The 26,397-nt window shown below is 35.4% G+C and carries 25 protein-coding genes; 21 read left to right on the forward strand and 4 right to left on the reverse strand.

Annotated features, from left to right (window positions below):
• The first annotated feature begins 233 nt into the window (after positions 1-233).
• The 4 genes from EG342_RS25350 to EG342_RS10135 all read left to right on the forward strand — a co-directional run bounded on the left by EG342_RS25350 (position 234) and on the right by EG342_RS10135 (position 3,585).
• On the forward strand, positions 234-1,169 hold the full coding sequence (locus EG342_RS25350; RefSeq protein WP_185126893.1) for a TM2 domain-containing protein: 936 nt from the start codon (positions 234-236) through the stop codon (positions 1,167-1,169).
• Between the two features lie 2 nt (positions 1,170-1,171).
• Entirely contained in the window at positions 1,172-1,786 is a 615-nt protein-coding gene (locus EG342_RS10125; protein WP_103291310.1) for a hypothetical protein, read from the forward strand.
• A gap of 403 nt (positions 1,787-2,189) precedes the next feature.
• Complete coding sequence (locus EG342_RS10130) at positions 2,190-2,459, forward strand: hypothetical protein (RefSeq protein WP_103291308.1); 270 nt, start codon at positions 2,190-2,192, stop codon at positions 2,457-2,459.
• 1 nt (position 2,460) lies between these two features.
• Complete coding sequence (locus EG342_RS10135; protein ID WP_103291306.1) at positions 2,461-3,585, forward strand: hypothetical protein; 1,125 nt, start codon at positions 2,461-2,463, stop codon at positions 3,583-3,585.
• A 390-nt stretch (positions 3,586-3,975) separates the two neighbouring features.
• Here the strand turns inward: EG342_RS10135 and EG342_RS10140 are convergent, their stop codons facing one another.
• Positions 3,976-4,569, reverse strand: coding sequence for an ImmA/IrrE family metallo-endopeptidase (locus EG342_RS10140; protein ID WP_103291303.1), 594 nt, complete (start codon positions 4,567-4,569; stop codon positions 3,976-3,978).
• Positions 4,538-4,876, reverse strand: coding sequence for a helix-turn-helix domain-containing protein (locus EG342_RS10145; RefSeq protein ID WP_103291301.1), 339 nt, complete (start codon positions 4,874-4,876; stop codon positions 4,538-4,540). The genes EG342_RS10140 and EG342_RS10145 overlap by 32 nt, the downstream gene beginning before the upstream one ends.
• A gap of 336 nt (positions 4,877-5,212) precedes the next feature.
• On the opposite strand from EG342_RS10145, the gene EG342_RS25630 reads away from it, so the two are divergent.
• From EG342_RS25630 to EG342_RS10175, 7 genes are all read left to right on the forward strand, one after another.
• The gene (locus EG342_RS25630) at positions 5,213-5,347 is read left to right on the forward strand and encodes a hypothetical protein (protein WP_260232363.1); all 135 of its coding nucleotides are present in this window, start codon (positions 5,213-5,215) and stop codon (positions 5,345-5,347) included.
• Positions 5,348-5,412: 65 nt separating this feature from the next.
• Positions 5,413-6,669: a hypothetical protein gene (locus EG342_RS10150; protein WP_103291299.1), complete on the forward strand. Its 1,257-nt coding sequence runs from the start codon at positions 5,413-5,415 to the stop codon at positions 6,667-6,669.
• A gap of 258 nt (positions 6,670-6,927) precedes the next feature.
• On the forward strand, positions 6,928-7,629 hold the full coding sequence (locus tag EG342_RS10155; protein ID WP_103291293.1) for a hypothetical protein: 702 nt from the start codon (positions 6,928-6,930) through the stop codon (positions 7,627-7,629).
• A gap of 117 nt (positions 7,630-7,746) precedes the next feature.
• Entirely contained in the window at positions 7,747-9,501 is a 1,755-nt protein-coding gene (locus EG342_RS10160) for an alkaline phosphatase D family protein (protein ID WP_103291291.1), read from the forward strand.
• A gap of 118 nt (positions 9,502-9,619) precedes the next feature.
• Positions 9,620-10,294 carry a hypothetical protein gene (locus EG342_RS10165; protein WP_123868073.1) on the forward strand — a complete coding sequence of 225 codons (675 nt, stop codon included), beginning with the start codon at positions 9,620-9,622 and terminating at the stop codon, positions 10,292-10,294.
• Positions 10,295-10,751: 457 nt separating this feature from the next.
• A complete protein-coding gene (locus EG342_RS10170) occupies positions 10,752-12,332 on the forward strand; it encodes a Na+/H+ antiporter (protein WP_103291282.1) in 1,581 nt (526 codons plus the stop codon).
• Positions 12,333-12,343: 11 nt separating this feature from the next.
• Entirely contained in the window at positions 12,344-13,390 is a 1,047-nt protein-coding gene (locus EG342_RS10175; protein WP_103291280.1) for an MBL fold metallo-hydrolase, read from the forward strand.
• Positions 13,391-13,472: 82 nt separating this feature from the next.
• Here EG342_RS10175 and EG342_RS10180 read toward each other — a convergent pair whose 3' ends face one another.
• Positions 13,473-14,312 (reverse strand): DUF4822 domain-containing protein, encoded by an 840-nt coding sequence (locus EG342_RS10180; RefSeq protein WP_123868074.1) that lies wholly within the window; start codon positions 14,310-14,312, stop codon positions 13,473-13,475.
• Positions 14,313-14,507: 195 nt separating this feature from the next.
• Between EG342_RS10180 and EG342_RS10185 the strand changes: the two genes are divergently transcribed.
• The 3 genes from EG342_RS10185 (at position 14,508) to EG342_RS10195 (ending at position 17,058) form a co-directional block, all read left to right on the forward strand.
• Entirely contained in the window at positions 14,508-15,221 is a 714-nt protein-coding gene (locus EG342_RS10185) for a DUF434 domain-containing protein (RefSeq protein ID WP_164465167.1), read from the forward strand.
• A 3-nt stretch (positions 15,222-15,224) separates the two neighbouring features.
• Positions 15,225-15,875 (forward strand): hypothetical protein, encoded by a 651-nt coding sequence (locus EG342_RS10190; protein WP_103291274.1) that lies wholly within the window; start codon positions 15,225-15,227, stop codon positions 15,873-15,875.
• Between the two features lie 397 nt (positions 15,876-16,272).
• Positions 16,273-17,058 carry a TatD family hydrolase gene (locus tag EG342_RS10195; RefSeq protein WP_103291271.1) on the forward strand — a complete coding sequence of 262 codons (786 nt, stop codon included), beginning with the start codon at positions 16,273-16,275 and terminating at the stop codon, positions 17,056-17,058.
• 87 nt (positions 17,059-17,145) lie between these two features.
• On the opposite strand, the gene deoD is transcribed toward EG342_RS10195, so the two are convergent.
• Entirely contained in the window at positions 17,146-17,856 is a 711-nt protein-coding gene (gene deoD / locus EG342_RS10200; protein ID WP_103291268.1) for a purine-nucleoside phosphorylase, read from the reverse strand.
• Between the two features lie 295 nt (positions 17,857-18,151).
• Between deoD and EG342_RS10205 the strand changes: the two genes are divergently transcribed.
• From EG342_RS10205 to EG342_RS10235, 7 genes are all read left to right on the forward strand, one after another.
• Complete coding sequence (locus EG342_RS10205) at positions 18,152-18,541, forward strand: VOC family protein (protein WP_103291265.1); 390 nt, start codon at positions 18,152-18,154, stop codon at positions 18,539-18,541.
• Positions 18,542-18,755: 214 nt separating this feature from the next.
• Positions 18,756-19,403: a hypothetical protein gene (locus EG342_RS10210; protein ID WP_103291263.1), complete on the forward strand. Its 648-nt coding sequence runs from the start codon at positions 18,756-18,758 to the stop codon at positions 19,401-19,403.
• A complete protein-coding gene (locus EG342_RS10215) occupies positions 19,400-20,533 on the forward strand; it encodes an AAA family ATPase (protein WP_103291261.1) in 1,134 nt (377 codons plus the stop codon). Before EG342_RS10210 ends, EG342_RS10215 begins: the two co-directional genes overlap by 4 nt.
• On the forward strand, positions 20,506-21,249 hold the full coding sequence (locus EG342_RS10220) for a hypothetical protein (protein ID WP_103291259.1): 744 nt from the start codon (positions 20,506-20,508) through the stop codon (positions 21,247-21,249). The genes EG342_RS10215 and EG342_RS10220 overlap by 28 nt, the downstream gene beginning before the upstream one ends.
• Complete coding sequence (locus EG342_RS10225) at positions 21,240-23,618, forward strand: hypothetical protein (RefSeq protein ID WP_103291256.1); 2,379 nt, start codon at positions 21,240-21,242, stop codon at positions 23,616-23,618. The genes EG342_RS10220 and EG342_RS10225 overlap by 10 nt, the downstream gene beginning before the upstream one ends.
• Positions 23,608-25,308 carry a hypothetical protein gene (locus EG342_RS10230; protein WP_103291254.1) on the forward strand — a complete coding sequence of 567 codons (1,701 nt, stop codon included), beginning with the start codon at positions 23,608-23,610 and terminating at the stop codon, positions 25,306-25,308. Before EG342_RS10225 ends, EG342_RS10230 begins: the two co-directional genes overlap by 11 nt.
• Entirely contained in the window at positions 25,298-26,323 is a 1,026-nt protein-coding gene (locus tag EG342_RS10235; protein WP_246008766.1) for a soluble NSF attachment family protein, read from the forward strand. The genes EG342_RS10230 and EG342_RS10235 overlap by 11 nt, the downstream gene beginning before the upstream one ends.
• Positions 26,324-26,397 lie beyond the last annotated feature (74 nt).

The following is a 26,397-nucleotide window of genomic DNA, read 5'->3' on the forward strand; positions in this document are numbered from 1 at the left end:
AAAAATATAATTAACATAAAAGCGTAAGCTATCGTATTGGTTACAGAAAACCGCTAATCTTCTATAAACCCAAATTCGATAGGCTTACGCCCGTGTCATCTATTGGCGTGGGCGATAAGTCATATCTGGGTTTAGGGTTCTTAGCGGTACCTCTGTAACGGATTGGCTTAAAGTTCCACGCTTTTTCTATGTATTAAATTACCGTTTTGGAACTGGGCGGTTGACTATTAATCATGGGAAACTTTTCTTATCTGATTCAGAAAAAATTTCGAGAGCTGAATTCAGAACAACAACGAATCTTTATTAGCGAATTTGAAAGACGAAAGAAATCTGTAGGAATATCTTACCTGCTTTGGTTTCTTTTAGGTTGGCATTACGCCTACCTTAAAAAATGGGGTTGGCTGATATTATATATCCTTACCGCAGGAGGATTTTTTATCTGGGCAATTATTGACCTCTTCAGAATTCCTAAAATGGTTGAACAATACAATAATGATCTTGCTTTAGAGATATTACGGGATATTTCGATCATGTTTCCCGATGAAGGACATAATTCAGATGATAATAATGTTTCTAAAAAGGCTGTAAACGACCTTTACATCACTCAAAAAATGCAATCAGGAGAAAGTTATTCATTTTATATAATCGTTGGTATTATCATCTTGTTTAGCGTTTCTGCTTTCTTCTTGAAGCCTGATAGGGCTAAAATGCAGAATAAGATTGTTGATGAAATTATGATCTCCCAACCTCAACTCATAAAAACGGTTAAAAATATTTTTATTGGTGAAGAGCTTAGCGTAAAGGGTTCTGAGCATTTTATTACGAATAGTATTTCAAAAAAAGGATATAAAAATATAGGCATTTATGAAGAGGATTTAGTGATTCTCAGAAAATTGGTATTCAGAGATGAGAATACAAAAGAAAATCTCATCACGGCTTACGGAATATTGGGATTAACAAAGGTTGTATTTGAAGATGAAAGTCTAAAATATGAGGAAATTTTTAAAGAAAGAAAACAATCATCTAAAATTAATGAATCCTATCAGCCTACTTATGAAAATACATATAACTATTCTGCTGATAAATATAAATCGAACGAAATCTATCAGGATGAATTCAACAATACGAAAAATGAAAAATTGGAAGAAGACTCAATCAAAATCAATTAATCATGAAAAACTTAATCGTACTTATCAATCTGTGCATTTTCTCAGTTTTTTATTCCCAAAACTCTTATGAAAACGAACTTAAGCAGACTAAATTGTTTGTGAAAGGAGCTTTAAAAAATCAACCGTCAAAAGTTATCGAATATGTTAAACTAACTGATGGTAGAATAAAGCAAAGTAAAACCGATAACCCCGTGGAGGAATTTGAACTTCAATGGGAAATGTTCTATAAAATTCTCAGAAAAAATAATAAAATTGTCTATATCAGTAAATCTGATGATTTATGGGGACATATTGGAGATAGCAAAACTTCTTATGATTATTACTTCAATGAAGAAGGAATCTTGGTTGGGGCTGAGAAGAACCTTGATTTCTTTTTGTTAGATACAACGTGTGCTAACCAAGTCAAATATTATGTTTCTTATATGAATGTAAAAGCCGAAAAGTTAGAAAAAACCGAGATATATAAAGATAATAATGGAAATGTTATTGATTTTACTTCCAGAAAGTGCAAAAATAGCAAGACGTATATTCAGAGTATTACCAATAGTTTAGATAAGATTACTTTCAGAAACTTAGAAGGCTTTATGAAGGCTGAGAAAATCAAATATTACAAATAAAGATTGAGAAGGAAAATAAAACAAGTAGAAAGCAAGTAAAAGCATGATACGTTGGCACTGAAATAATCAAGTAAAAGCATACGTCGGAATACAAGAAGAAACAAGTAATAAGGTACATGAAAAGCATTATGAAGTCCGAAGTGGAAAAAGCCTTTATACTAGGGAAAATTACAACTTTTAAGTCTGTTAGAGATTAAGTAATACAAGTGAAAAAGTTTTAAAATAGAGTATTCGATAAGAAAAAATAAGGTATTACATGTAATCTAAGATGGGACGGCTGATAGCCGTCTTTTTTATTGATTATTAGTGATTTATATTTTTTGTTAACAAAAGTTTAACTTTCGTTAACATTATATTAAGAATTTCCCTCAGTTACTTATATTAAATATTAAAAATTTTCATAATGAAACAACTAAATGAGAAGCGTTTTTTATACTTATTAAACCGCTCGAACAAACTGAGGAAAGAAGTCGCAATACTCAAAAATGAGCTTTTCAATGTTATTGAAAAACGTGATGTATTAACGGTGGATGAGGTCATTCAAAATTATAAGATTAGCAGATCAACTTTCGATAGATATGTAAAGAAAGGTTTGAAGATTAATCAGCCTTGTAGAAATGGAAGGATTTCTGTGAGTAGAGTAGAACTGGAAAAATTTTTACAAAAAAAGTAGTATGGTAGATTTAATTAAATTTTATCTTGAAAATATCTCTTTAAGTGATTATATCTTAACGACAAAATTTATAAAAATAAGAGAGGAAGGTGGATTTGAAATTTTTAAAGCTGATCCGGATATGATTTCTTTTTTGTCCCAAAAGGTAAAAGCTGGAAACTGTAATTTACCAAAACATGGAATTGTTGTTCAGCAAGAAAATATTATAAAAAAGCTGTCATATCAGAATAAGTTTATCAGTTTTAAAAGAAGATTGAACGCAAAATCAGGAAGATTGTCGGTTTGCCAAAATGTAAGAAAAGACTTTATTCGTATCAAAAATTTAAACCCTTTTACTGACCTAAATTATCTGAATTTTGTTGAAATAATCGAAATGTATGCACGTGAGTTCGGGATTGAAAAAGAAAAATTCTGGAAGGCTAAAATTACTCAAGTGGAATTGGGAGTAAATATCAGGTTTAATATGAACATAGCTTCTATTATGAGCAGTGTTTCAAGAATGAAAGGAATGGAAAATACACTAAGAATAGGAAATACTGTTAACTTTAAAAATCAAAAATATGAAGTTGCGATTTATGATAAATTAGGTAGAGAAGCTCAGCAGGGTGAAGTTTTTAAAGGAACAAATAAGGTAAGAAGAAGACATTTGGTGAAAAAAATCGCTAAGAATAATAGTTTTGTTAGGATTGAGTTGAGAGTAAAGACTGTCAGTCAATTCAATCGAGCTTCAATAAAAAGCAAAATAAAAACCTTGGAATCTGTCAGAAACAATTTTCATTCGTTAGGTGAAGAACTCTACAAGCTTTTTGTTAATATATCTTTTGTTGATGAAATTTCGCCAGATATTGATCAGTACCTTGTGAAGTCACAATTAAATAGTAAAAGTGTAAAAGCGTTTAACGATTATTTGATATTTCTAGGATTGAAATATTTTGGAATCAAAAAGTTTGTTGATTTCGCTTTTCCTATTCTAAATACAAACAATAGAAATAGCTATATTGAAAAATTGGAGAATTTGTTTAATAAATACAAAGGAGATAATGATTTTGTGAAAAAAGAGTTTCAGAGGAAATTGTCAGCAAGGATTAATAAACTGACCGTACCCGCTTTTTCAAGTAGTAACTAGCGTTAATATATCTCTAAAAATTATTACTACTAATAATTAATATATAAGTTATAATAGAGATGCAAATCAGAGTAAAAATCATACGAAGAACCAATAGAATGTGTAATAACTGTATTTTGCAGACTTGCATTGAGAGACTAATGATAGGGAAGAAGTCTGAGGGTCTTGTAAATGTACCTTTTTAAGCTCCTAAATACTTCTCGATATAAATTTACTTATACTGAAAATTTAAAAGGAAATTTAATGATTTAAAAGACTGTCTCAAAAGTTACTACTTCTCTTCTGTCTGACAATTTCTGTCATTTGGAGATTTTTAGCATTAGTTAACCTTTGAGACAATCTCTGTTACCAATCTAATTTTAAAAGTAGCTAGCAATTCAATATTGTTAACTATTTCTTTAAATAACGTATTTGTTTATTTACACCTGTTATATTAGTCCTATATCTGACCATTTCAATACTGCAATTGTAGTATTCTGCAATTTCGAGTTGAGTCATGCCCTTTTTTAAAGAATATAGTAAGGCAGGTCTTGGAAGTTGCAGACATGCCCCTAGCCATTCTGCTTCATTTTCTTGATCTATGTCTAAGTTTCTAAGAAATCCTGAAAGTTTTGTTTTTCTTTTTTCTTCAGGTATAGTATGTTTACAAAGTATATGCGCTATTTCATGCATTAAATTACTTTGTTGTCTAGCTTCAGAATGCGTAGGGTTATGAATTATTAAATACTTATCTAGTGGTAATGGAATTGTTAGAGCAGACCAATGCGATGAGCCATTACCAAGTAACTCATTTAAATGCTCAGTTGGTAATCCTTCAACTTGTGAAGGCTCAAAGATGGGAATATTGAGATGCTTACATAATTTAAAAGCACAAAGAGGAGATGAGGGGTACAAGCCTAACTGTTTTCTTGTATCAATAGCTATTTCATCTGCCCATTTCTTAAATCCATTTTTATATTTGATCTTCTCTTGTTGCGGAGGCATAGGCTAAATTTATCATTTGTATCAAAGCTTCAGATGTGCTTGAGGGAAGTGATTTATCAGCTCGTAAATGAGCTATAACTTCGCTTTGAACATCTTGTACAGCATTATTTGTAAAATAATCACTTGAAACGCCTAACCAATCGCATAATTTTAGATATGTATCTATATCGGGTAAATTTCCTTGTTCTACTCTAGATAGTGTAGAAGCACTCACACCTATTTCTGAAGAAAGTGTTCGTAATCCTTTACTCCCTCTTTTTGATTTAATCATTTCTGAAAATCTTAGAGTGTCTAATGAAGTGCTCATTGTGGATAACTTTTTTATTTTGTTAGTAATGTTGCAGCAAAAATACAAATGTTTCTTGTATGATACAAATTTATTTTGTTTCTTTGCAGAGACAATTGTTTCTAATGTGATACGGGTTTGTTGTTTCTGTCACAAATTTACACAATTTTAAGCTATTGTCATAATAAATAAAAAAGCCCTTACTTGGCGGATAGGGCTTTTAAATGACTCATAGAAGAGAGAGTCTGTAATTTAGGTTTGCAAAAATAATACTTTTTACTAAATATATAAAAATTATCTCTTCTCGGATAAATCCCCTTTTCGTAATTCAAGGGGTTTAATTAAAAATTTTAGGTTATGGCTAAGAAGACGACCAGCTCTAAAATCGGGACTAAAGCATCTGCGCTTTTAAGAAGCACCAAGACTTCTGCAAAAGTTAAATCTGTTGCTGCTAGTGCTTTATCCCAAGTTGAACCGAAAAAAAGAAAGTAGGTAAAATTAGGTTAGCGTTCCTTTCAAAAACGCATTTTAAGTTTAATTAAAGACCGAGATTAATTATGATTTTAGAAAAAAAAGAATTGTATTTTAGAGATTTTGATACCCAGAGTTTTGTAAAAGTTAATAAACTTTTAGATTTGGAAATAAAGGAAGGGTATAAAGAAGAGTTGAAAAATTTGTATTCCTTAGAAGAAAATAGAGAACAAATTTTAAAAATAGGTAATGCTAAGAATGTAGTAAATGCCTTACTAGAGTTAGATAGTTCTTGTGAAAAGCTAGATATTGAATCTAAGATTAGGAATGTGCAACTGAAAAAACTATTTGAAAAAGAGGTAGCAGTATTTGAGATTCTGGAAATAGCAGATGAAAATCTTATGAATCGTATTGGAGGAGATATTTTAGATGTTGAAACAGCATATTCAGCTAAACATGATATTCTTGATTACTATTCATTAAGTAAGTTTGCAAATTATTGTCGTGATTTAGATTATGAAGATTTAGTTGAAGTAATCAAAAACTACTTAAAGGTAAAGAACGAGTTTAATGAAGATGAATGTAGCCTGAGATTGTTGTATCATAATGAACAAGATAAGTATTATCTAAGAGCTGTTACTTCTAAGGATGGATATAGAGATTATGGAATTAACTTTTCTGTCTTAGTAGCTTTAATAGCGTTAAATAAATATGTAGAAGATAATAATGAGGAAATCTTTATAAACACTTGTGTTGTTGACGACTCTACGGTATATATATCTTTTCAGTTAACAAATAGCATTGCTTTAAACGAAAATCTTTCATTGAGATTTAGTTTAATTTTAGAAAATGATGAAATTAAAAGGAATGCAGTATCTTTTAACGGAATGTTTACTTTAACATTTAGAGATAATAACAGGGAAAGTGAAATTTTTCTAAAGCCGAAAGGTATGAAATCTGATGAAAACTCTTTTGTTTCAGACTTACTAACTTATAAACATAGTGGGGGAATTGAGAATGTCAAAGAGAAAATAGAAAAATTGCCAGAACTTATAAAGGAATATATTGAACAAGTCGGCAATGATGCAAAAAAGATTGTGGATATTGAAAACCCTAACGATGTAAAAACTCTTATTGCTAATAAAGTTAAATATTCAAAAAAACCTGAATTTAAAATTTATAAAGAAAAAGTGTTCAATAAATTAATGAGTATTAATGTTGATAATGTTTTTGCTTTATTTGAATTGTTAAGAAATGTTGAGGACTTATTCGAGCACACGGATGTTATTTCTAAAGATTTTTGGAGAACAAAACTATATGAATCATTAACTGAAAAAAAATAGAATATTCCCTAAAACGCCCCCTTTGAAAATTGCAATGCTTGAAAGTACTATAAATAAAGGGAAAAATAAAGAATATTCGAGCCCAGGTGGGACCACGATAAAATTAGACACTTACAGCGATGTGAGTGTCTTTTTTTATGTTATTGCAAGAAAAGTTGTAATGATCATGATCAAATCAATATTATACTCTAAGGGAAGTCTTCAAAAACAGGGAAGTTTACCGATGCCCCCCATTTTATAACTTATAAATAAATATACATGAAAACCTTCGATGAAGACTTTAATTATTTTAGACAGAATTATACATTTGAAAGAATGTTTCTTAGGGAAACATTTTCATCCAAAAGAAAAGATTGGCTTTTATTGATTCCTATGATTTGTGTGTTTGCAGGTTGTGTTTTTATTTGTTTTAATTTTTGGATTTGGGGACTGATATTAGCAATATCTAGCTTTTTGGTTTTCTTTTATTATGTTATTCTTGTAAAGACTAAACAGGCTAAGATAGAATTAGAAAAGAATAATTTACCTTTTTCAAAATCATTTTACAAATGGAAGTTACCTGATCATGATGGAATGAGAATAAGAAAAGTAGCAGAGTTTTACACAGATACCAATAATGATATTATTGTAAAAAGAATAAATATGGCGAAGGAAAAAGTGAAAGCAGATAGAAATGAAATATTCATGGATATTCAAAGCATTGTAAGCTTTTTTGGGAAAAATTTTATAACGCTTTTTCTAGGCTTTTTCATTGGACAATACAGTAAGTCTAATTATTCTACAGAGAATTTTGAAGCACTAATGTCGATAATAAAAGTACTGTTCTTCTTTGGTTTGATGATCGCTCTGATGTGGGTGTTTTTTGTTAAAAAGAATTATACTGATTTAAATGAAAATAATAATAAGCAGTATCACGACTATATTTTTGTAATGGAAAATGTTTTATTGATGAGGATGTAGAACTTTTCAAGTTTTCTCAAAATATTGCATTAAACATCCGTTTAAAAAACCATAAAAAATAATTAAAACTCAGTTAACAGTCTTCTTACTCAGATCCCGTTGCTTTGCAGAAAAGTAATGATGGAAAATAACAACAAGTTCAACAGAAGAAGATTTCTTAAAAACTCACTATTAGCAGCCGGAGGGATTTTTATCGCTCCCTTGATTGAAAGCTGTAGTGACGACTTTACCGGTGATACGGATACCGCTCCGGATGGTCTTAAAAATGCAGGGTTTGAAACCGGAGTCGCAAGTTTCGATCCCGGAGCTACAAATGTCATTATCTGGACAAGATATTCCGCTGGGGTAGATGCTGAGCTTACCTGGGAAATAAGTAAAAATAATACTTTTTCAGAAGTAATACGAAGAGGAAAAGCCAATGCAACAATCGTTAATGATTTTACCGTTGCCGTTGATATCCAGAATATTTCGTCAAATACAAAATTCTACTATAGATTTTATAACGTTAAAACCAAAGAAACCAGTGTTGTAGGAGAAACCCTTACCCTGCCATCGAAAACAGACTCCGTAAACGAGGTGAAAATGGCGGTAGTATCGTGTTCTAATTTTCCGGCAGGACTTTTTAATGTATATGGAGCTATCGCACAATCTGATGCCGATGTGGTAGTACATCTTGGAGATTATATTTACGAATATGCTCCCGGACAGTACGGAACCAATCCTTATACCAATCAGCTTGGAAGAGCGCACCAACCCGCAAGAGAAATTCTTAACCTCAGCGATTACAGAGAAAGATACAGACAATACAGGGGTGATAAAAACCTTCAGTTTCTTCACCAGAAAAAGCCATTTATCTGCGTATGGGATGATCATGAATTTGCCAATGATACTTACAAATCCGGAGCAGAAAACCATCAACCCGATGAAGGAGATTTCCAGGTGAGAAAAATGGCTGCCTTTCAGGCCTACAGTGAATATATTCCTCTTAAAACAGGAAAGGACCTGAAAATTTACAGAAGTTTCAATTTCGGAAATATTGTTTCCCTTTATATGATGGATACAAGAGTGATTGCAAGAGACAAGCAATTGGAATATTCAGATTATCTGGATAGTGCAGGGAACTTTAATCAGGTACAGTTCAAAGCGGATTTCTTAAGCACCGGCAGAAAGCTTATCGGTAACGAACAGATGACGTGGCTGGGATCACAGATTAATGCAGATACCGCAAAATGGAAAGTGTTGGGACAACAGATTTTGATGACCAAAATGATGGTTCCTGCCGAGCTTTTGATGCTTCTGAACCAGATTCTTGCCGAAATAAAAAAGCTGGGAAGTGCGCAGCCGGCTACGATGTTAGCTCTTCAAAATACAATTACTCAGCTGATTATCATTAAAACAAGACACAAACAGCAGGATCCAACCCTTACACCGCAGGAAATTGCAAGAGTTACAACAACTTTACCTTATAATTTAGATGCCTGGGACGGATATTTCATGGAAAGAGAACAATTGTATTCTATCCTGGCGGGAAAAAATGTAATCGTATTGGCAGGAGATACCCATAATGCCTGGCTTGGTAAACTGACAAATGTACAGGGAACCTTTATAGGAACAGAACTGGCCTGCAGTTCCGTTTCGTCTCCCGGGCTTGAAGGATATCTGGGCATTACTTCCGATCCTGCAAAAGCAATAGAACTTGCTCAGGCATTTACCCTTTTGATTGATGATCTCGATTATGCCAATCTTTATAAAAGAGGATACTTACACGTGAAGTTTACTACCGGAAGTTCGCAGGCAGAATGGAGGTTTGTAGATAATATCGTTTCAGAAACCTATAATACCAGTACAGAAAAAACATATACAATCTCATAGTTTCAAAACTCATATCTTAATTTCAATTTTGTACCAATAGAGCTGCAGCGCGCCACTGTAGCTCTTTTTTTTTGTTTTTATGATCTGTTTTTCATATCTTGAACCTATGCAAGAGGATATGAAAAACGAATTTTTACCATTAGAATCCAAACCATGGTGGATTATGACCTGGCTGATCAGGATCTTTACACCTGCCTTTTTACTGGCTATACTTTTAGCGTTTTTAATATTTCCTTTTCTGTTGACCGGTCATAAAGTCTTTTTTCCCATACTGGCTATATTTTATTATCCGACATTGATTTACATCGTGTATCGCCTGTTTCGGCACGGTAAAAAAGCTTTTAAAGAAAGGGTAACTAAAGTTCTGGTAGATGATAAAGGGCTCCACTATTATAAAATAGACGGAAGCACAGAAGAAATTCTTTACAGTCAGATTCAGGGATGGGCTCTCAACGATGTATATGATGTAGGCGTAAGCCAAAAAGTTAAGACATGGTTTATCAAAGTAAGATATGACGATGATGTCATTGAAGTTAATTTTGATATGATAGATCCAGGATTTACCTATTATGCCGGAAATACAAGAGCTCTCAGAAGAAAATTTGTTCAGGGAATAGTGTATTTCAGGCCAGATTTAAGAATAGATCCCTTTATATTTGATGCCTTCTATATCAATCCTGAAAACTTCCGTTTCAATGCCATGCAATATTGGAAAAGCATACTGGGTACTGTTGCCGTGATGTTGGTTTTGGGCACAGCATTAGCCTTTTTCATGCTGTGGTTGGTAAGGTGAGGCATTTCAAAACAATGTATCATTCATTCCTGAATTTGTTTCATAATGGATCCCTCAAATTATGTAACAACCATAAAACACTTTTTCTGAACAAAGAAGAAGAAAGTTTTCTTTTTTCAGGAGCTTTATCCTGCTATCCACTCATACTCCTCGCGCCCACACATGCCAGCTCTAAAGCCCTCAAACTCTCTGACGCCAGCTGCGGGGTACCCGTTGCTATCAGGGCTATGGGAATGGTGAGTAATGAGTAATGCCGGGCTTCTGACACAGAAAATGCTTGTCATCAAAATAAAAATCTGTCTAATCCGCGAGAGAAACTCGACAAACGAAAAGAGATTTAGCCCGAAAATTATCTCAACCCAAATTGATAACAATTGCTTATATTTATTCTTCTATTGAATTTAGAACCCCAAAAAATAGCTGATTGGGTTTAAAAATTAATTGAAAACAAAAGACAATGGTGGAAAATTTTATTTATTACTTAGGACTGGTTTTGGTCATTATAGGAGCCATTATGCTGGCCAATCGTTTAAAGGTCGCATATCCTATCATCTTAGTTATTGCTGGATTATTAATAAGCTTCATCCCCGGTTTGCCGGCCATGAAAATTGATCCCGAACTTATTTTTATCATATTTCTTCCCCCACTTCTATACGAAGCCGCTTTTGCTGTCTCCTGGAAGGAGTTGTGGAGGATGAGGCGAATTATCACCAGCTTTGCATTTATCGTCGTCTTTCTTACTGCGATATCGGTTGCTTTTATTGCCAATTCATTTATTCCCGGATTTTCACTGGCTCTGGGTTTTGTGTTGGGTGGTATTGTTTCACCACCCGATGCCGTAAGTGCAGGAGCGATTTTGAAATTTATAAAAGTTCCCAGGAATGTATCAACCCTTCTCGAAGGAGAAAGTTTATTCAATGACGCTTCCTCACTTATTATTTTCCGGTTTGCAATGGTTGCCGTAGCTACGGGGCAATTTGTATGGCAGGAAGCTGCTTTGAGTTTCGGCTGGATGATGTTTGGAGGACTGGGAATCGGTCTGCTACTGGCTTTTGTCTTTCTCGAAATTGAAAAAATATTTCCTACCGATGTCAATATGGATGCCATACTCAGTCTTGTAGCTCCTTACGTAATGTATATCGCAGCTGAAGAAGTTCACGCTTCCGGTGTACTGGCGGTAGTAAGTGGCGGTTTGTATCTTTCGATACGAAGGCATGAAGTCTTCAGAACTTCAGAATCCAGACTGAGAGGATCCAATGTCTGGGAAAGTTTTGTTTTTCTCATCAACGGAATTGTCTTTCTTTTAATCGGATTAGACCTTCCGGAAATAATGGTAGGATTGCACAAAGAAGGAATAAGCCTGTCGGAAGCCGTTGGATATGGACTTCTCATTACAGCGGTACTCATTATTGTCCGTTTTCTGGCTTCATTTGGCGCTTTATTTACCACCCTGATCATGCGGAATTTTATCAACGTTGCAGACAGAGATCCCGGGATGAAAGTTCCTGTGCTTTTGGGCTGGACAGGAATGCGCGGGGTTGTTTCCCTGGCTGCCGCATTATCTATTCCTGTCATTATGGAAAACGGACAGCCTTTTCCACATCGTGACCTTATTCTGTTCATTACCTTTATCGTGATTCTCGTGACCTTAATCCTTCAGGGGCTTACCTTACCGGGATTGATAAAACAGCTGGATTTACCAGAATCTCAGGGCAAATTGATGTCCGAAGAAGAATCAGAACATTTCCTGAGAAGAGGAATGCGCCATGTAGCCTTCAGCTATCTTAATGAAAATTATAAAGATAGAAGAAGTGAAAATGAATATTTTAATAAACTCATGGATCGCTGGGAACAGGAAGATAAAGAAGATTCCGGTCACATAATGTCTGCCGAAGCCAAAGAAATTTATTTTGAAACCCTGGAACAACAAAGAATCTGGCTCCGGGAAGAAAACAGACGAAACCCGGATATTGATGAGGAATTCATAAGACATTATTTAACAAGACTGGATCTGGAAGAGGAAAGACTTAGAATATAAAAAACCGAAGCATGAATTTAGTAAAACAACTCGGGCAGTTTCCCGATGAAAAAAGAAAAGAATACTTCAATACCCTTCCCAACTATGCCAATGGGAAATTTCAGAATATATTGAATACTCCTGCTTTACTGGAAGGAGAAAGCATGACCAAGGCACTTCTTGGAAGTCTTTGTAAAATAGAAAATACCTCACCAGAATCCGAACTTCCGTTTGTCATCACAGACTTGAAGAATCTTGCTCCGGAAGAAAATGTACTGGTGTGGTTTGGACACAGTTCTTACCTGATACAGGTCGATGGCAAACGATTCCTGATAGATCCCGTTTTTAGCGGTAATGCTTCACCTATGCCCGGTTCTATAAAAGCATTTCCTGGTGCAGATTATTACAAACCGGAACATATGCCCGATATTGATTTCCTAATTATTTCACACGATCATTGGGATCATCTGGACTATAAAACCGTACAGGCTTTAAAAGATAAGGTAGGTAAAGTCATTTGTGGCTGCGGAACAGGCCAGCATTTTGAATATTGGGAATGGAATCCAGATAAAATTATAGAAAAAAACTGGTGGGAAACCGTAGAGCTGGGAGATGGCTTTACCCTTACCTTAACTCCGGCCAGACATTTTTCGGGAAGATTATTGAACAGAAATATCTCACTATGGACTTCCTTTGTATTAAAAACACCCACTAAAAATCTGTTTTTGGGTGGAGACAGCGGATATGGAAATCATTTTGTTGAAATCGGAAATAAATACGGCCCTTTCGATCTTGCTATCATGGAATGCGGGCAATACAACGAGAAATGGCCTTATATTCATACCCTGCCGGATCAGTTAATACAAGAAGTACAGGAACTGAAAGCGAAAAACTTTATGCCTGTACACAATTCGAAGTTTAAACTGGCACAACATGTCTGGTATGAACCTCTGGAACTGGCATCAAAAAATGCAGAAGCTCATCAGCAGGCTGTCACAATGCCTGTCATAGGTGAAAAAGTGGATCTGAACAACTTAGGTCATGTTTTCTGGAAAAAATGGTGGGAACCATTCATGTAATTTCCCAATAGTAAGAGTTTATTAAAAAAATAAAAACCTGCCCATAAGAGCAGGTTTTTCCTTATTATTAAAAAAAAAATCTCTACAAAGGCTCATTGTGATTCACCTTAGTATGGATAATATCATAAAATACAGCCGGATTAGTTGCATCTGGTGTAATTCTGTACGTAAATGTGGTTTCGTTCAGAACAAGAATATCAACAACCCTTGTAAAAGTTGGGGTAGTCAAAGTTCTCTTTTTACCATCCGGAGAAATAGACCATGTTCCTTCAGAGCGCAAAACATCGTTTAATCCGAAAATTTTGAAAGTTCCATTAGCTTTAAAGTAAGAATATCCCACATAACCGGCGACACTGCTGTTATCTAACGCTACGCTATTTCCATCTTTATCTTTAGCTCCTGTCGTTTCCCATGGAGTAGAAGCTAAAGTAATTTGTCCGTTACCAGGCTCTGCATGAGAAGTTCTTGTATGGATAATGTCATAATAAATGGAAGGATCAGCTGAATTAGGGCGGATTCTATAAGTGAATTCATTTTTGTTTAAAACGAGAATTTCAACATCACGGGTGAAGATCGTTGTTCCATCCGGGTTCAGAGAGGCGATGCTTCTGGTTTTTCCCTGAGCATCTACAGACCAGGTTCCTCTGGATCTTAAAACATCGTTCAATCCATAAATAGCAAAATTTCCATTTGCTCTGAAGTAAGCAAAACCTACATATCCTGCTACGTTGGCATCCGTTAATACTACATTATTTCCATTTTTATCTTTAGCTCCCGTTGTTTCCCATGGAGTAGCAGATAAAGTCTGCGAGGGAGTCTGTTGTTCTATAATCGTTTCGTTATCATTATCAGAGCATGATACAAAAGATGCTGATAACAGTACTGCCGCTGACAGGTAACATAATTTTTTCAGTGTATTCATAAGGGTATTTTTAAGTCTTTGCAAACATATCCCTTATGGCTGTTAAAACTTTGTATAAAATATCTCTTTTGTTGTAGAAAATATAACTTTAGCTTTTTAAAGTATTCAAATCAATAAAATATGATTTTCCAACAACTCTTTCAACCTTGCTGAATTTAGTTTTCATCATATCTTGCTAAAAAACTATTTTTGAGTATGAATAACAGGAACCGTGGAAAAAATACAGGAGATGATGTGCTGTTTGGCTCAGAGAAGCAGATTGACAAACTGAAACTGGCCGTTCAGGATATGCAATATTTGCTGACAAGAGGTTACGCAGAAAAAGCAGGTTCTGAACTCGTAGGAAATAGATACAGATTAAAAACAAGACAGATACAGGCTTTACGGGGAGCTTCAGCCTCTGATATACAAGTACAGAACAGACAAATGAAGCAGAGAAATGCGTCGGATTTAAAAGATAAAATACTATATCTTGACGGATTCAATGTGTTGATCCTACTAGAAAGTCTCTTGTCGGAAGCTTATATTTTTGAAGGATTGGATGGCTGTTTCCGCGATCTTTCAGGAGTGCACGGTACTTATAAGCGGGTCAATCAGACGTTGAGAGCTATTGAACTGGTGGGACGATTCTTTACAAAAAATCATATTCATCAATTAATCTGGATTTTTGATCAACCAGTCTCCAACAGTGGAAGAATCAAGCAGATTGTTCTTGATTTTGCAGAAGAAAATAAACTTAATTGGGACGCCGAACTGCAATTCAGCCCGGATAAATTTTTAGCAGAAAGTTCAGCAATATCAATATCTTCCGACGCCTGGATTTTGGATCATTGTAAAGAATGGTTTAATCTTATCGGATATTTGATCAAAGAAGAAGATCTGCCTGTTAATCTGGTAAAAACATTTTAAAAGATGAATTTGTTTAAAAAATATATTCCATTATTTTCAGATTCCTGGAAAGAAAAATATCAGGATATTTTAGCAGAAGAACATTTGGAAAACCTTGAAAAGAATATCCAAAAATTCAAAGATGATAGTCTGGAATTTAATCTCCCTTATTTTAATGAAGAAGTAAAAGTAAGCCGTCATGAAATTTTCCGAAAGTTTATTGAGGTATTCGAAGCTGATGAATCAGATGAGGTGATTGCAAGTCTTTTGGAACAAATCCCGTTTGAAGATTGGCTGATTATTCTTGGGCAAAGATTAACTTCCGCAAGCATTAGGAATGAAAATGCGATTCCTCCTCTTCATTCGGCTTTGATGAAAGCATGCCGGGAACCATTTAATGATGAGATAACAATTGCGCAGAGAGCCTGGGAAAAGCATATCGGGAGAATGGATGATGAATTTTGGGGTAAGATCAAAGGAAATAATCAGGAGAAACAGGAAAAAGTGATGGCTAAAATCAATTACATTCTTGATCAGGCAACCTGGTGGAATGTTTTCTATCATTATAAACATGAACTGGTTTTTGAAGTCAGAGAAAAAGAAGGACACGGTATCCGTTGGGCGCACAGGGGAACAAAACTGATAGGCTTCCTTGAGAAGTTTATCAATGATTAATGTATTGACGACGTAAAAAGATTGCGTAGTTGCAGGTTAGTTTTGCAGAAGAAATAATACGTAATTGCAATAAGCCTATGAGAAATACTTATAATAAATGACGCTTTAGAGGTAGAGAATATGGGAAGATTTCTCAGTGGCTGAGACAATACGGAAACAAAAAATGGAGAAGAACTGAGCAATCCCAAATCGAAGACGAATTACAGGAAGAAGTTAAATTCAGGAAAGCAAAGAAGATCAGAAGAAAGACCATCCAGGTGAAAATTACAAGAGAAATTAATGGTAAGACAAAATCTGATTACCGAAGATTTTATACCGGAAAAGAATTAAAAAGCGCTGTGGAGAGCCCACATGTTATAAGATATTTTTATATGAAAACAAACAAAACAAAAAACAAATGAATACCTACATCGATATTGGCATTAACCTGACCAATAAACAATTCTACAACGAACACGACGAAATTATCAACCGTGCATTAGATCATGGAGTAGAGCACATGATTCTCACAGGAACAAGTGTACGCGGAAGCAGAGAATCTGCTGAAATAGCTGAAGATTATCCTGAAATTTTATTTTCTACGGCAGGAATTCATCCTCATGATGCTAAATCTTTTAGTCATGAAAGCATTTCAGAGCTCAAAAAGCTGTTAAAACAAGATCACGTCATCTCGGTAGGGGAGTGCGGATTAGATTTCGATCGTGATTTTTCGCCTAGGCCTGTTCAGGAAAAGTGCTATAAAGCCCAGCTCGAGCTTGCTATAGAAGTTAATAAACCTCTTTTTTTGCACGAAAGGTCTGCATTTAAAAGATTCAATGAAATTACTGATGAATATCTTTCTCAACTGCCGGAAGCTGTTGTGCACTGTTTTACAGGAACCTTACATGAGGCAAAAACATACCTGGACAAGGGATTTTACCTCGGATTTACAGGAGCAATCAGCGATGAAAGACGATTTAAGCATTTAGAAGATGTGATTAAATATATTCCGCTCGACAGGATGATGATTGAAACCGATGCACCATTTATGCTGCCAAAGAATATGCCCAGAACCCAAAACAGAAGAAACGAACCTTCCTTTTTACCGTATGTGGCGCGAACAATTGCCCATTTGAAGAAAATCAGCATTTCTGAAGTTGCTGACGAAACCACAGAAACTGCCAGGAAATTTTTCAGACTATAAAAAAGAGCTCTACTGATAAGGTAAAGCTCTTTTTTTTATATCGTAAAGTTGAAAAGCAAATCTATTTTTGCCGTTTTAACTTTGTTCTTATAAACTTTTAATTGCTGATTCCAAAGCCAGTTCCATCATTGGATTCAAAGCTTTTTCTCTCTGATCAGCAGAAATTTTCTCATGAGTCGGGATGATGTCAGTTACCGTAAGAATAGTCGCTGCATTCTTTCCCAGGTACTGCGCATTCGCAAACAATCCGAAAGCTTCCATCTCCACTGCCGGGCAATTGTGTTTTGTAGCAATAGCAGGCGTTTCAGGATCTTTTCTGTAGAAAATATCACTACTGTGGATATTGATCGTTTTAGCGTTTAATGATAATTCTTTAGAAGTCTCATTGATGGTGCTGAAAATATTTCCCTGATGAGGAAGGATTTCGTCTTCAATTCCCCATGCATACTTAGCATATGTACTTTCGCTGGCTGCATTTTCAATATTTAAAATATCAAAAAGCTTAAGATCGGTGTTATAGGCACCACAAGTTCCGATTCTGATGATGGTTTCTACTTCATATTCTGTAAATAACTCAAAAGAATAGATCCCAATACTCGGAAACCCCATTCCACTAGCTCCTACAGTGATTTCTTTACCTTTGTAAAGACCTGTATAATAAAAGATACCTCTGGTTTTGCTTACCAGTTCTGCATTTTCTAAATAATTTTCAGCAATATACTGTGCACGAAGCGGATCCCCCGGCTGCAATACTACTTTGGCAATTTCTCCTTTGTTGGCACTGATGTGAATACTCATAATTTTATTTTGAATGGCACAAAGATAATAACTTTTAGTTTGTACTTGTCATTGCAGCGAGTGAAACCACAACGCAAATTGATGTGAAAATAATATATAAAATGTTATCAATAAGTGTATTAATTGCATTGTTATATTAAAAACCTTTTCGAAAACCTGATATTATCCTTTTTTTTCTTTTTGATTAAAAAATTTAATAATGCCAATACAGAACAAGAAATCAATCGTCAGGAGCAAACATGCCAGGGCAAAGGCTGGTACTTTTGCAGGATTCAACAGCGTAAAAATTTAAAAAATGAAAATTGAGCACATAGCCATTTGGGTGAAAGATCTTGAAAAGTCCAGAATGTTTTATCAGAAATATTTTGGAGCAACTTCTAATGAAAAATACCACAATCCCGTTAAAAACTTCCAATCCTACTTTCTGAGTTTTGATAACGGCTGCCGAATAGAAATTATGACCAGGCCGGACATTGAAACTCGTACAAGCTCTTTCGAATCCCAGCAATTCGGGATTGTGCATCTGGCATTTTCTGCAGGAAGTAAAGAAAAAGTAGATGGACTCACAGAGAAACTAAGAAATGACGGCTACACCATTGCCGGCGAACCTCGTACGACCGGTGACGGCTATTACGAAAGTGTAATTCTCGATCCGGAAAATAATATCATTGAAATAGTTGCTTAATCCATCTACCTTGACAAGGTGGATTCTCGGTAATCTACAAAATCTACTGAGATAAAATCCTCGGCCTTTAAAGATATTCTCATTTAAATATACCTTGTACATACCCATAAATTCTTTATTCATCTTTCTTCAAAAATGGAATAAACCTTATTTAACACCAATACTTTGTTCAAAAATTTTATTCTCTGCGAAATAATTTTATTTTTGTTACATCATGGAAACCCGATCACCATTTTTAGACACCATCTTCCTGCTTCGTAAAGATGAATGCATTACTCTGTTCTCAAACGTACAGGAGATTTCTCCAAAAGAAGAGGATGATGCAGAAATCTATTTTGAAACAGAATTTGAAAAAGAAAGATTAGAATTTTTCTCTGACAGGATAGTCTGCAATAAAAAAGCAGCTGTTTGGGCGGCAAAAATCGTGTATCACAGTGCCCAGCTTTATCTGATCAGAAAGAATACGGAACAAAATATGAGAAGTCTTATTCCTGAATATAAAGAAACAAAAGATATCTCTACTGTTTTGTCTGCGGATCTGGCTTTAAGATTTTTACCTCAGATTATAACAGCATTACATTCAGTGGATCCGGAAGATGTTTTAATTAAAATGTTGGAAAACATTCTCACCGAATTTCACTATTCCGGTATTGGCCATGACCTGGATCTGAAGCATATAAATTGGGGGAAAGAATTGGAAGACAAAACCTACCGGAAATTGTATCTGGAAAGAATTGTCGAAAAAAGAGATTATAAACTGGCGGAAATTCCGTTGATTAATAAACTGCTGATAGCAGAATTCGGGATGCATAAAGAAGCATTCTGGAGAGAACTAAAAATAATAACTGAAGAAAATCAATGACTCGGAATATCGATAAACTCAATACAGCCCTTACCTACGTAAAAGATACTTTTGTAGGAAAAAATGATGTAGTAGACTTGCTGGGAATTTGTCTTTTAGCAAGAGAAAATGCCTTTTTGTACGGCCCGCCGGGAACTGCAAAATCAGCCATCGTAAGAACATTGTCAAAAACAATGAAAGACGGCAAAAACTTTGAATATCTGTTGACCCGTTTTACAGAACCTAATGAAATTTTCGGGCCTTTTGATATCCGGAAATTAAAAGAAGGAGAATTGTTGACTAATACAGAAGGGATGATGCCCGAGGCTTCGATGGTTTTTCTGGATGAGATCTTCAATGCAAACTCTGCAATTCTGAACTCACTTCTAATGGCTCTCAACGAAAAGATTTTCAAAAGAGGAAAAGAAACAAAACATTTGCCTGCCCTGATGTTTGTAGGAGCAAGCAACGTTCTTCCTGAAGATGAGGCCTTGAATGCTTTATTTGACCGTTTTCTGGTAAGAATCAATGTTGATTATGTAAACCCTGAATTATTACATCAGGTACTGTTGGCAGGAAGAAAGCTAGAGAACGAAGAAGAAACGCAGGTGCCGGAAATTCATGCCGCAGAGATCAGAGAACTTCAGAATCTGTGCAGGACGATTGACCTGAAGCCTATTTATGAAGTATATTTAAATACCATTATGAGTCTTAGAAATACAGGAATCAGTATTTCTGACCGTAGAGCGGTTAAACTTCAGAACCTGATTGCGGCGAGTGCCCTGATCTGTGGAAGAAATGAAGCGGTACTCTCCGATCTGTGGGTGTTGAAACATATCTGGGATACAGAGGAACAAATTGAAATTCTCGAAGGAATTATCAACAGAACCATTGAAAAGGAGGATCATCCGAAATCCCATCCTCAGGCGATGCAGAATAAAACTCCAAATCCTGAAGAAGTTATGAAAGATGTGAAAATCCTTGTTGATAAGTGGAATGAGGGAACATTGAGTTTTGAAGAGCAAAATGTAATAAAGGATAAATTAAGATACCTGCAAACGCGTTGTGACTGGATCAGGAATCAGGATCAGAAACAATACATCCAGCAGGAAATTGAAAGCTTATGGCAGAAGATCCTTCAAAGTATATAAAAGAATTCTGGGCAGAGTTACCCCGGGCTGATGAAGATTTTCTGGGATCAATCCGTGACTGGAAAAATGTTCAGATCGCGGTAGATGATGAAACCATTTGGCTTAAAGGATTCACTGATGAACAAGCTGTAGCTTCGGAGATTCATCAGTTACCCAACTTTGTGCTATACGAACTTCGTGAAGGCCTTTTATTTAAAAAGGATACGTTGGTTCCCAGCAAAAAGGTAAGAACAGGATTACTATGGACTCCCATAGATAAGGCTCTACGACTGACTTTTCCAGCCTCCAATCAAAACTATTTCGGAATCAGTGAAACAGTTCAGGTAAGGTTAAAAGAAAGCACCGAAGAACAGCCGGTAGTGGCATTATTAAGCTTTATAGCTGATAGTAAAGAAAGTATTGCAGGATTTCCAAAATTTAAACTGGAAAAAATAAAGTGGACAATTGTAGGTGATAAAGCATTGTTCTTAGGAACTCCCTTACTAAGTCTTCCGGGGAAGGCATATTGGACAAAAGACGGCCATTTATTGCCTGCCGGTTATGATTTTGAATTTAAAAATCTAAGCCCGTTTCTGCAAAGAAAATATAATGAAAATTCTGATGGATGGCTTTTATGGGATGAAAACGGAAATTATCTTTCAATAAAACATACTGATTTCCGACCATTGTCCATAAGCTCATTCCGTCTTACAGAAAAATCAAAAGAATGGAATTAAAGGCTTATTTCCAATCCTATGAAAACTATTTCTGGGAATGGAGAACCGATGAAGATGTTCCCGGTGACTCCGGGTATCATGACAATAACCTCCTCTCGATTCCGGGAGTAGGAGCTATCGCTTACAGGCCTTATATAATGGAGATTCTGAAAGAACTTCAACCACAGGGGTGGCCGTCATTCGGAGCTTTGCTGATGGTTTTATATGCCATGCAGGAAGGATATACAGATTTTGCAGGTCCTTTAAAAAGTACCACAGAATTTTACAGCATAGGTAATTTTGAATTTAATGCTAAAAGAGAAATTGAATTTCTTGACAAAATAAAATCACTGCCCAATGTCTATAAACAAAAGCAAAACAGAATTGTACTTTTACAAATACTGTTTCAAAACGGGCATAACAGAATCTCTTCAGGTACTGCTGAGAATTATATAAGAATTTATTACAAAAGACCACAGGAGCTTTCTGCAAGTGCAGAAAAACAACATGCAGGGCCTTCAGTTTTAAACAGAGATTTAAATGCATTAGATCTTAACGAAAGATTTCCTACCGTACAATCCATCATCGATGCCATGAAAGGATTTGTAGAAGAACCTGAACTGAATGATGACGTGCTACAGGAAGAAACTACAGCAGATAGCGGTAAAGATTTTATCAAAGAACTGATAGAGGAGCCAAAGACCTTTCAGGTAGGAAGCCTTATCAAAAGAATCTGGAGCGGACTGAAGATTCCCATGCGTCATCTTTCCCCGGGAGAACAACCGATCGGAGGAATTTCTGATATGACCAATAAGGGAGACTTTCACAGAATGCTTCTCTCCGAATTTGCCAATGATGATGAGGTTTTCATGAATAGAGTGGCAAATAATGAAGCCCTTTATATTCAAAGAGAAATACCTCCAGAAGAAAATATTTTTGAAAGGATATTATTAATAGATACCTCCCTTAGAAATTGGGGAACCCCGAAAGTATTGGCCTTTGCATCTGCGATAGCCGTTATCAAACATCCAAAGGCACACTCAGAGTGCAAAGTTTTTGCTTTAGGCCAGGCAGGAGTTCCGGTTTCTCTTGATAAAGTGGAAGATGTTGTTGAAAACCTTAACCAGGTGAGCCCTGTTTTGGAAGTTTCAGAAGCTTTGGAAACATTCTTTAACGAGCAACATACTGAAAAAGATATTGAAGTTTTTTTCATCACCCATCAGGAAAATATGGCTGATGAGAAAGTTCAGCGGGTTGTTCATCAGAATAGAGACCGACTGAAATTTCTTGTGACCACTACTTCAGATGGAGAAATCAATTTTTATAAACATCATCAGGGGGCAAGAAAACACATTCAGAAAATAAAACTTCCCCTTCAGGAATTGTGGGCAAATCCTCCAAAACAAAAACAGAAATCAGATCATACTAACGGAAAGAAGACAGAGCTTCCGCAAAATTATCCTATTTTATTCCCGACACCGGTTAATAAAATAACTCAGTTTTTGTACGAGGGAGAATTTTTTATCCTGAGTTCAAAAAAGCAGCTGTTGAAAACCTATCTTTCAGACAATTATTATGACAGACATTCATATGATTACTATAAAACCTATCATGGATGTGAAGTCTTGTTTGAAGACATTTCTGTAAAGCCGAGAGGAAAATTTGCTTTGGCCAAAAATAAACAACAACATTTTATAATCTGCCAATATCAGCACGATAAAAAGTTGATTTCCAAGCTGAATTTAAATACAAAAGAATATTCGGAGCAGAATGTCACCGGATTACATATTCCTGAATCTTATGAACTGATTTACTTTGGTAAAAGCTTTTATTTACATCAGACTGACCATTCCACACTGTACAAAATCAACATTGAGGGCAATATCTCTGTAGAAATGATTTCCACTAAAGATAAGGAGATCGAAAAAAATAATACCAAAGCCGAAGCTGAAGTAGCAAAATTGAACAGAAGCGGTCTGAAGATTATCAACAGTTTTAATAAGATCGGCATCAATAAGTATGAGAATCTTGTGATATCAGGACATGAATTATACAGTGCTTCCGAAAACACCTTGGATTTCTCCAAAAATAAATACGATATTAAAATTTTTGCCGAGCAGAATAAAAATAAATTTACCTTTCCGGACGGGAGCGAAATCATCACAGACTCCCGGGGAATATTGACTTTCAGAAGCAGCAATAAAAGTATTGAAGAATTTTTTATTCCATCCACAGCCAATGGATTTCTGTCTTTGGCAACCTATACTGAATTTGGTGGATCAGAATATTACCTTCCGGAACACTCCCTATTGAAAGTAAAAACAATGGATGAGATGTGTGACCGGTTTTTAAAAGCATTTATAGAGCAGATTTTGGATTATGGAGCTTAGAATAAAACCTTTCCCGAAAAATAGTTATCCTAAAAAAGGGCTTTTGATCAAAGGCTCTTCACCCGTGGTATGGCTTCAGGAAATGGAAATACTTGAGATCGATCTTACTCAGGTACAATCTTTTGCTGTTCCGGCGAATACCCCGAATGAGCTGTACGGATGCTTTCTTGTTTTTAACGATCATGCCCCACAGGAAATAGGGAAGAATGCTTACTTTCAATGTATAGCCGACCGATTTTTTATTCCGGAAAATACCCTATTTTATCCTAAAATGAATCCCGAAGACTGGCAACAGGTTGAGGCTTCTTTTCTGTTGATGCATCCTGAATTTGGCTTGGTGAAACTTTCTGAACAAATAGATTGGATAACACTGATTCATGAACCGGGAAAAATTAGTGAAACAGTCCGTAAACCCTTAAACGGAGTTCAGATTCCTCAGACTATCCAACGTTATACGGTTGAAATGGATGATGAAAAGATTTTGGAAGCACTTCAGTCCAAGCAAAGCGAAGAAGAGTGGATGAATAACCTGCCATTTGACCTTAAAAAAGTAATGGCCGGAAATAAAAAAGAAATTGAAAAATATCTGAAATATATTGAAAAATATCCTGAAAGAGCAATAGAACTGGGAGTTCCCTTAGATATTATGGGAACATCCAGAGGCGATGGCTTTGGGAAATTTACCTGGTTCGAAGGATTACTAGGTGGGAATTCTGACGGAAAACCTCAAACCGGCAGATCCAAAAATTTACGTAAAATATTTTTTGCGGTTATTGCGATAGCCATTGTTTTAAGAATTGTATTCCCTCCGGAAAAAAATAAATCTACTGAGGAAGTTCAGCGTAATTCTTCGGGAACTATTTTAACAGATGCTGTAAAAGCTCCTTCAGATATGGTGGCTTTCCAATCCGGAATTTCTGAGATTGATCAGAAAATAGATTCGATGTACTTTCATAAAAGGAGAGGTTTATCTAATGAACTTCTGACTGCCGGAATGATGGAAGCCAAAAATGAAAAAGAAAAGAAAGAATACAAAAAATCCGGAGGCCGGGAAGTTAAAGAAATAGGACATGATATTGAAAAGCTTGGAAGTAAAGAACAACAAAGCAGGGATTCTCTTAAAATAATCTATACAAAGAGAATCAAAAAACATGTAGAACAAAAAACAGAAAATCTGAAACGCAAAATTTCGGATTCTCTAAAACAATATACCAAAGGAAAACCGGTAAATGGAGAGGTTGTAAAATTCCTTTTAAAGAAAAAACAGGTTTTGATGGAGGATTCTCTTGGCAGGCTGTACGGAACTGTCGATCTTTCTGATCTCTCTCAGTTGCAGGCTAAAAGTGGAAGGGTAAAAGGTATCGATACTAAAGGTGGAAATAATGTACAAGAAGAACCACCCGTTTCAGATGTTCTTTATTTGGTGATAATCATGATAGGAGCAGTTGGGTTATTTTCTTTCATTTTTAAAGGTAAATTTTTCAATCTTGGAGGCGATAACGTTCCGGGTTGGATCAAAATTCTTTTAATAGGAATATTGGTGGCTATGTTGGTGTATCTGTTTTATCCTTTAGTGAAAATGTTTGGCTACAACTGGTTTGTATGGGCTCTTGTGATTGGTGTAATGCTGCTTCTTTACCGTTTATTCAGAGAAGATAAAACCATTTTAAACTCAGAAGATGATGAATAGACAGAAGTTTATAGACAAATTTATGGCGGCTTTCGTATTGCTGGCCATGTTTAAGATCATCGGAATCGTAGCTCAGCTGTTCCATGAAAGCTTCTGGAGTGTAGTTGGAACCTTGATTCTTTTTTTAATTGTAGCTTTTATCATTCTGATGGTTATTGCAGCCTTGAAAGATAAAGAACAAAATGAAAGAAACTCAAAAAGAAGAGCTGCCGGAGGTGGAGGGAATTTTTATCTGGAAACATCATTATTTGACAGGATCCGAAGTAAATATGAGGAACTTGCTGAAAAATATATCGCTGAAAACGATTATAAAAAAGCGGCAAAAGTCTACATGAACCTGCTTCAGGATAATTACAGAGGAGCAAAAACACTGGAAGATGGTGGATTTTACAATGAAGCCGCCGCAGTATATCTTAAAAAATTAAAAAATAAATCTGATGCTGCCATCTGCTATGAGAAGGCAAAGCAGTATACAAAAGCCATTGAACTGTACAAAGAAATGGAGCAGAAAGAGAAAGTAGGTGATCTTTACAAACAAATCAATGATTTTAAAAATGCCAATACCTATTATCAAATGGTTGCCGATGATTATACAGGAAATAACCAAATGGTAAAGGCTTCTCTGATCTACCGAAAAAAAATGGAAAAAACAGAAGAGGCCCAAAAAGTCCTACTGAAGGGATGGGAAGAAGATAAAGATGCCTTCAACTGTCTGAATAACTATTTTACTAATATCTCTGATGTTAAAGAATTGGAAGTTGAAATACAGGAACTCTATGCAAAAACACCGGATTACAAGAAAATAATCTATCTGGATGCCATGAAGCATGAGTTTAAAAAAGACCCGAAGTTGCAGACAACGACCAGAAACATTGCCTACAAAATTATTGCTGAAAAAGTATCAACCCGCTCAGAGATTGTGAATGAGCTGAAATATTTCAATCCGGATGACGAGGTAATTCTGAAAGATATTTCAAGGTTTAAGACCGGAAGAAATAAAATGTTCAGGAATTGATAAAAGATAAAAGATGTTGACACTACATTTCAATATTGCTTGGCTACATCAATAGGGGTGGGCTTTAGCCCACC

This window comes from Chryseobacterium lactis, assembly GCF_003815875.1.
Classification (GTDB): Bacteria; Bacteroidota; Bacteroidia; order Flavobacteriales; family Weeksellaceae; genus Chryseobacterium; species Chryseobacterium lactis.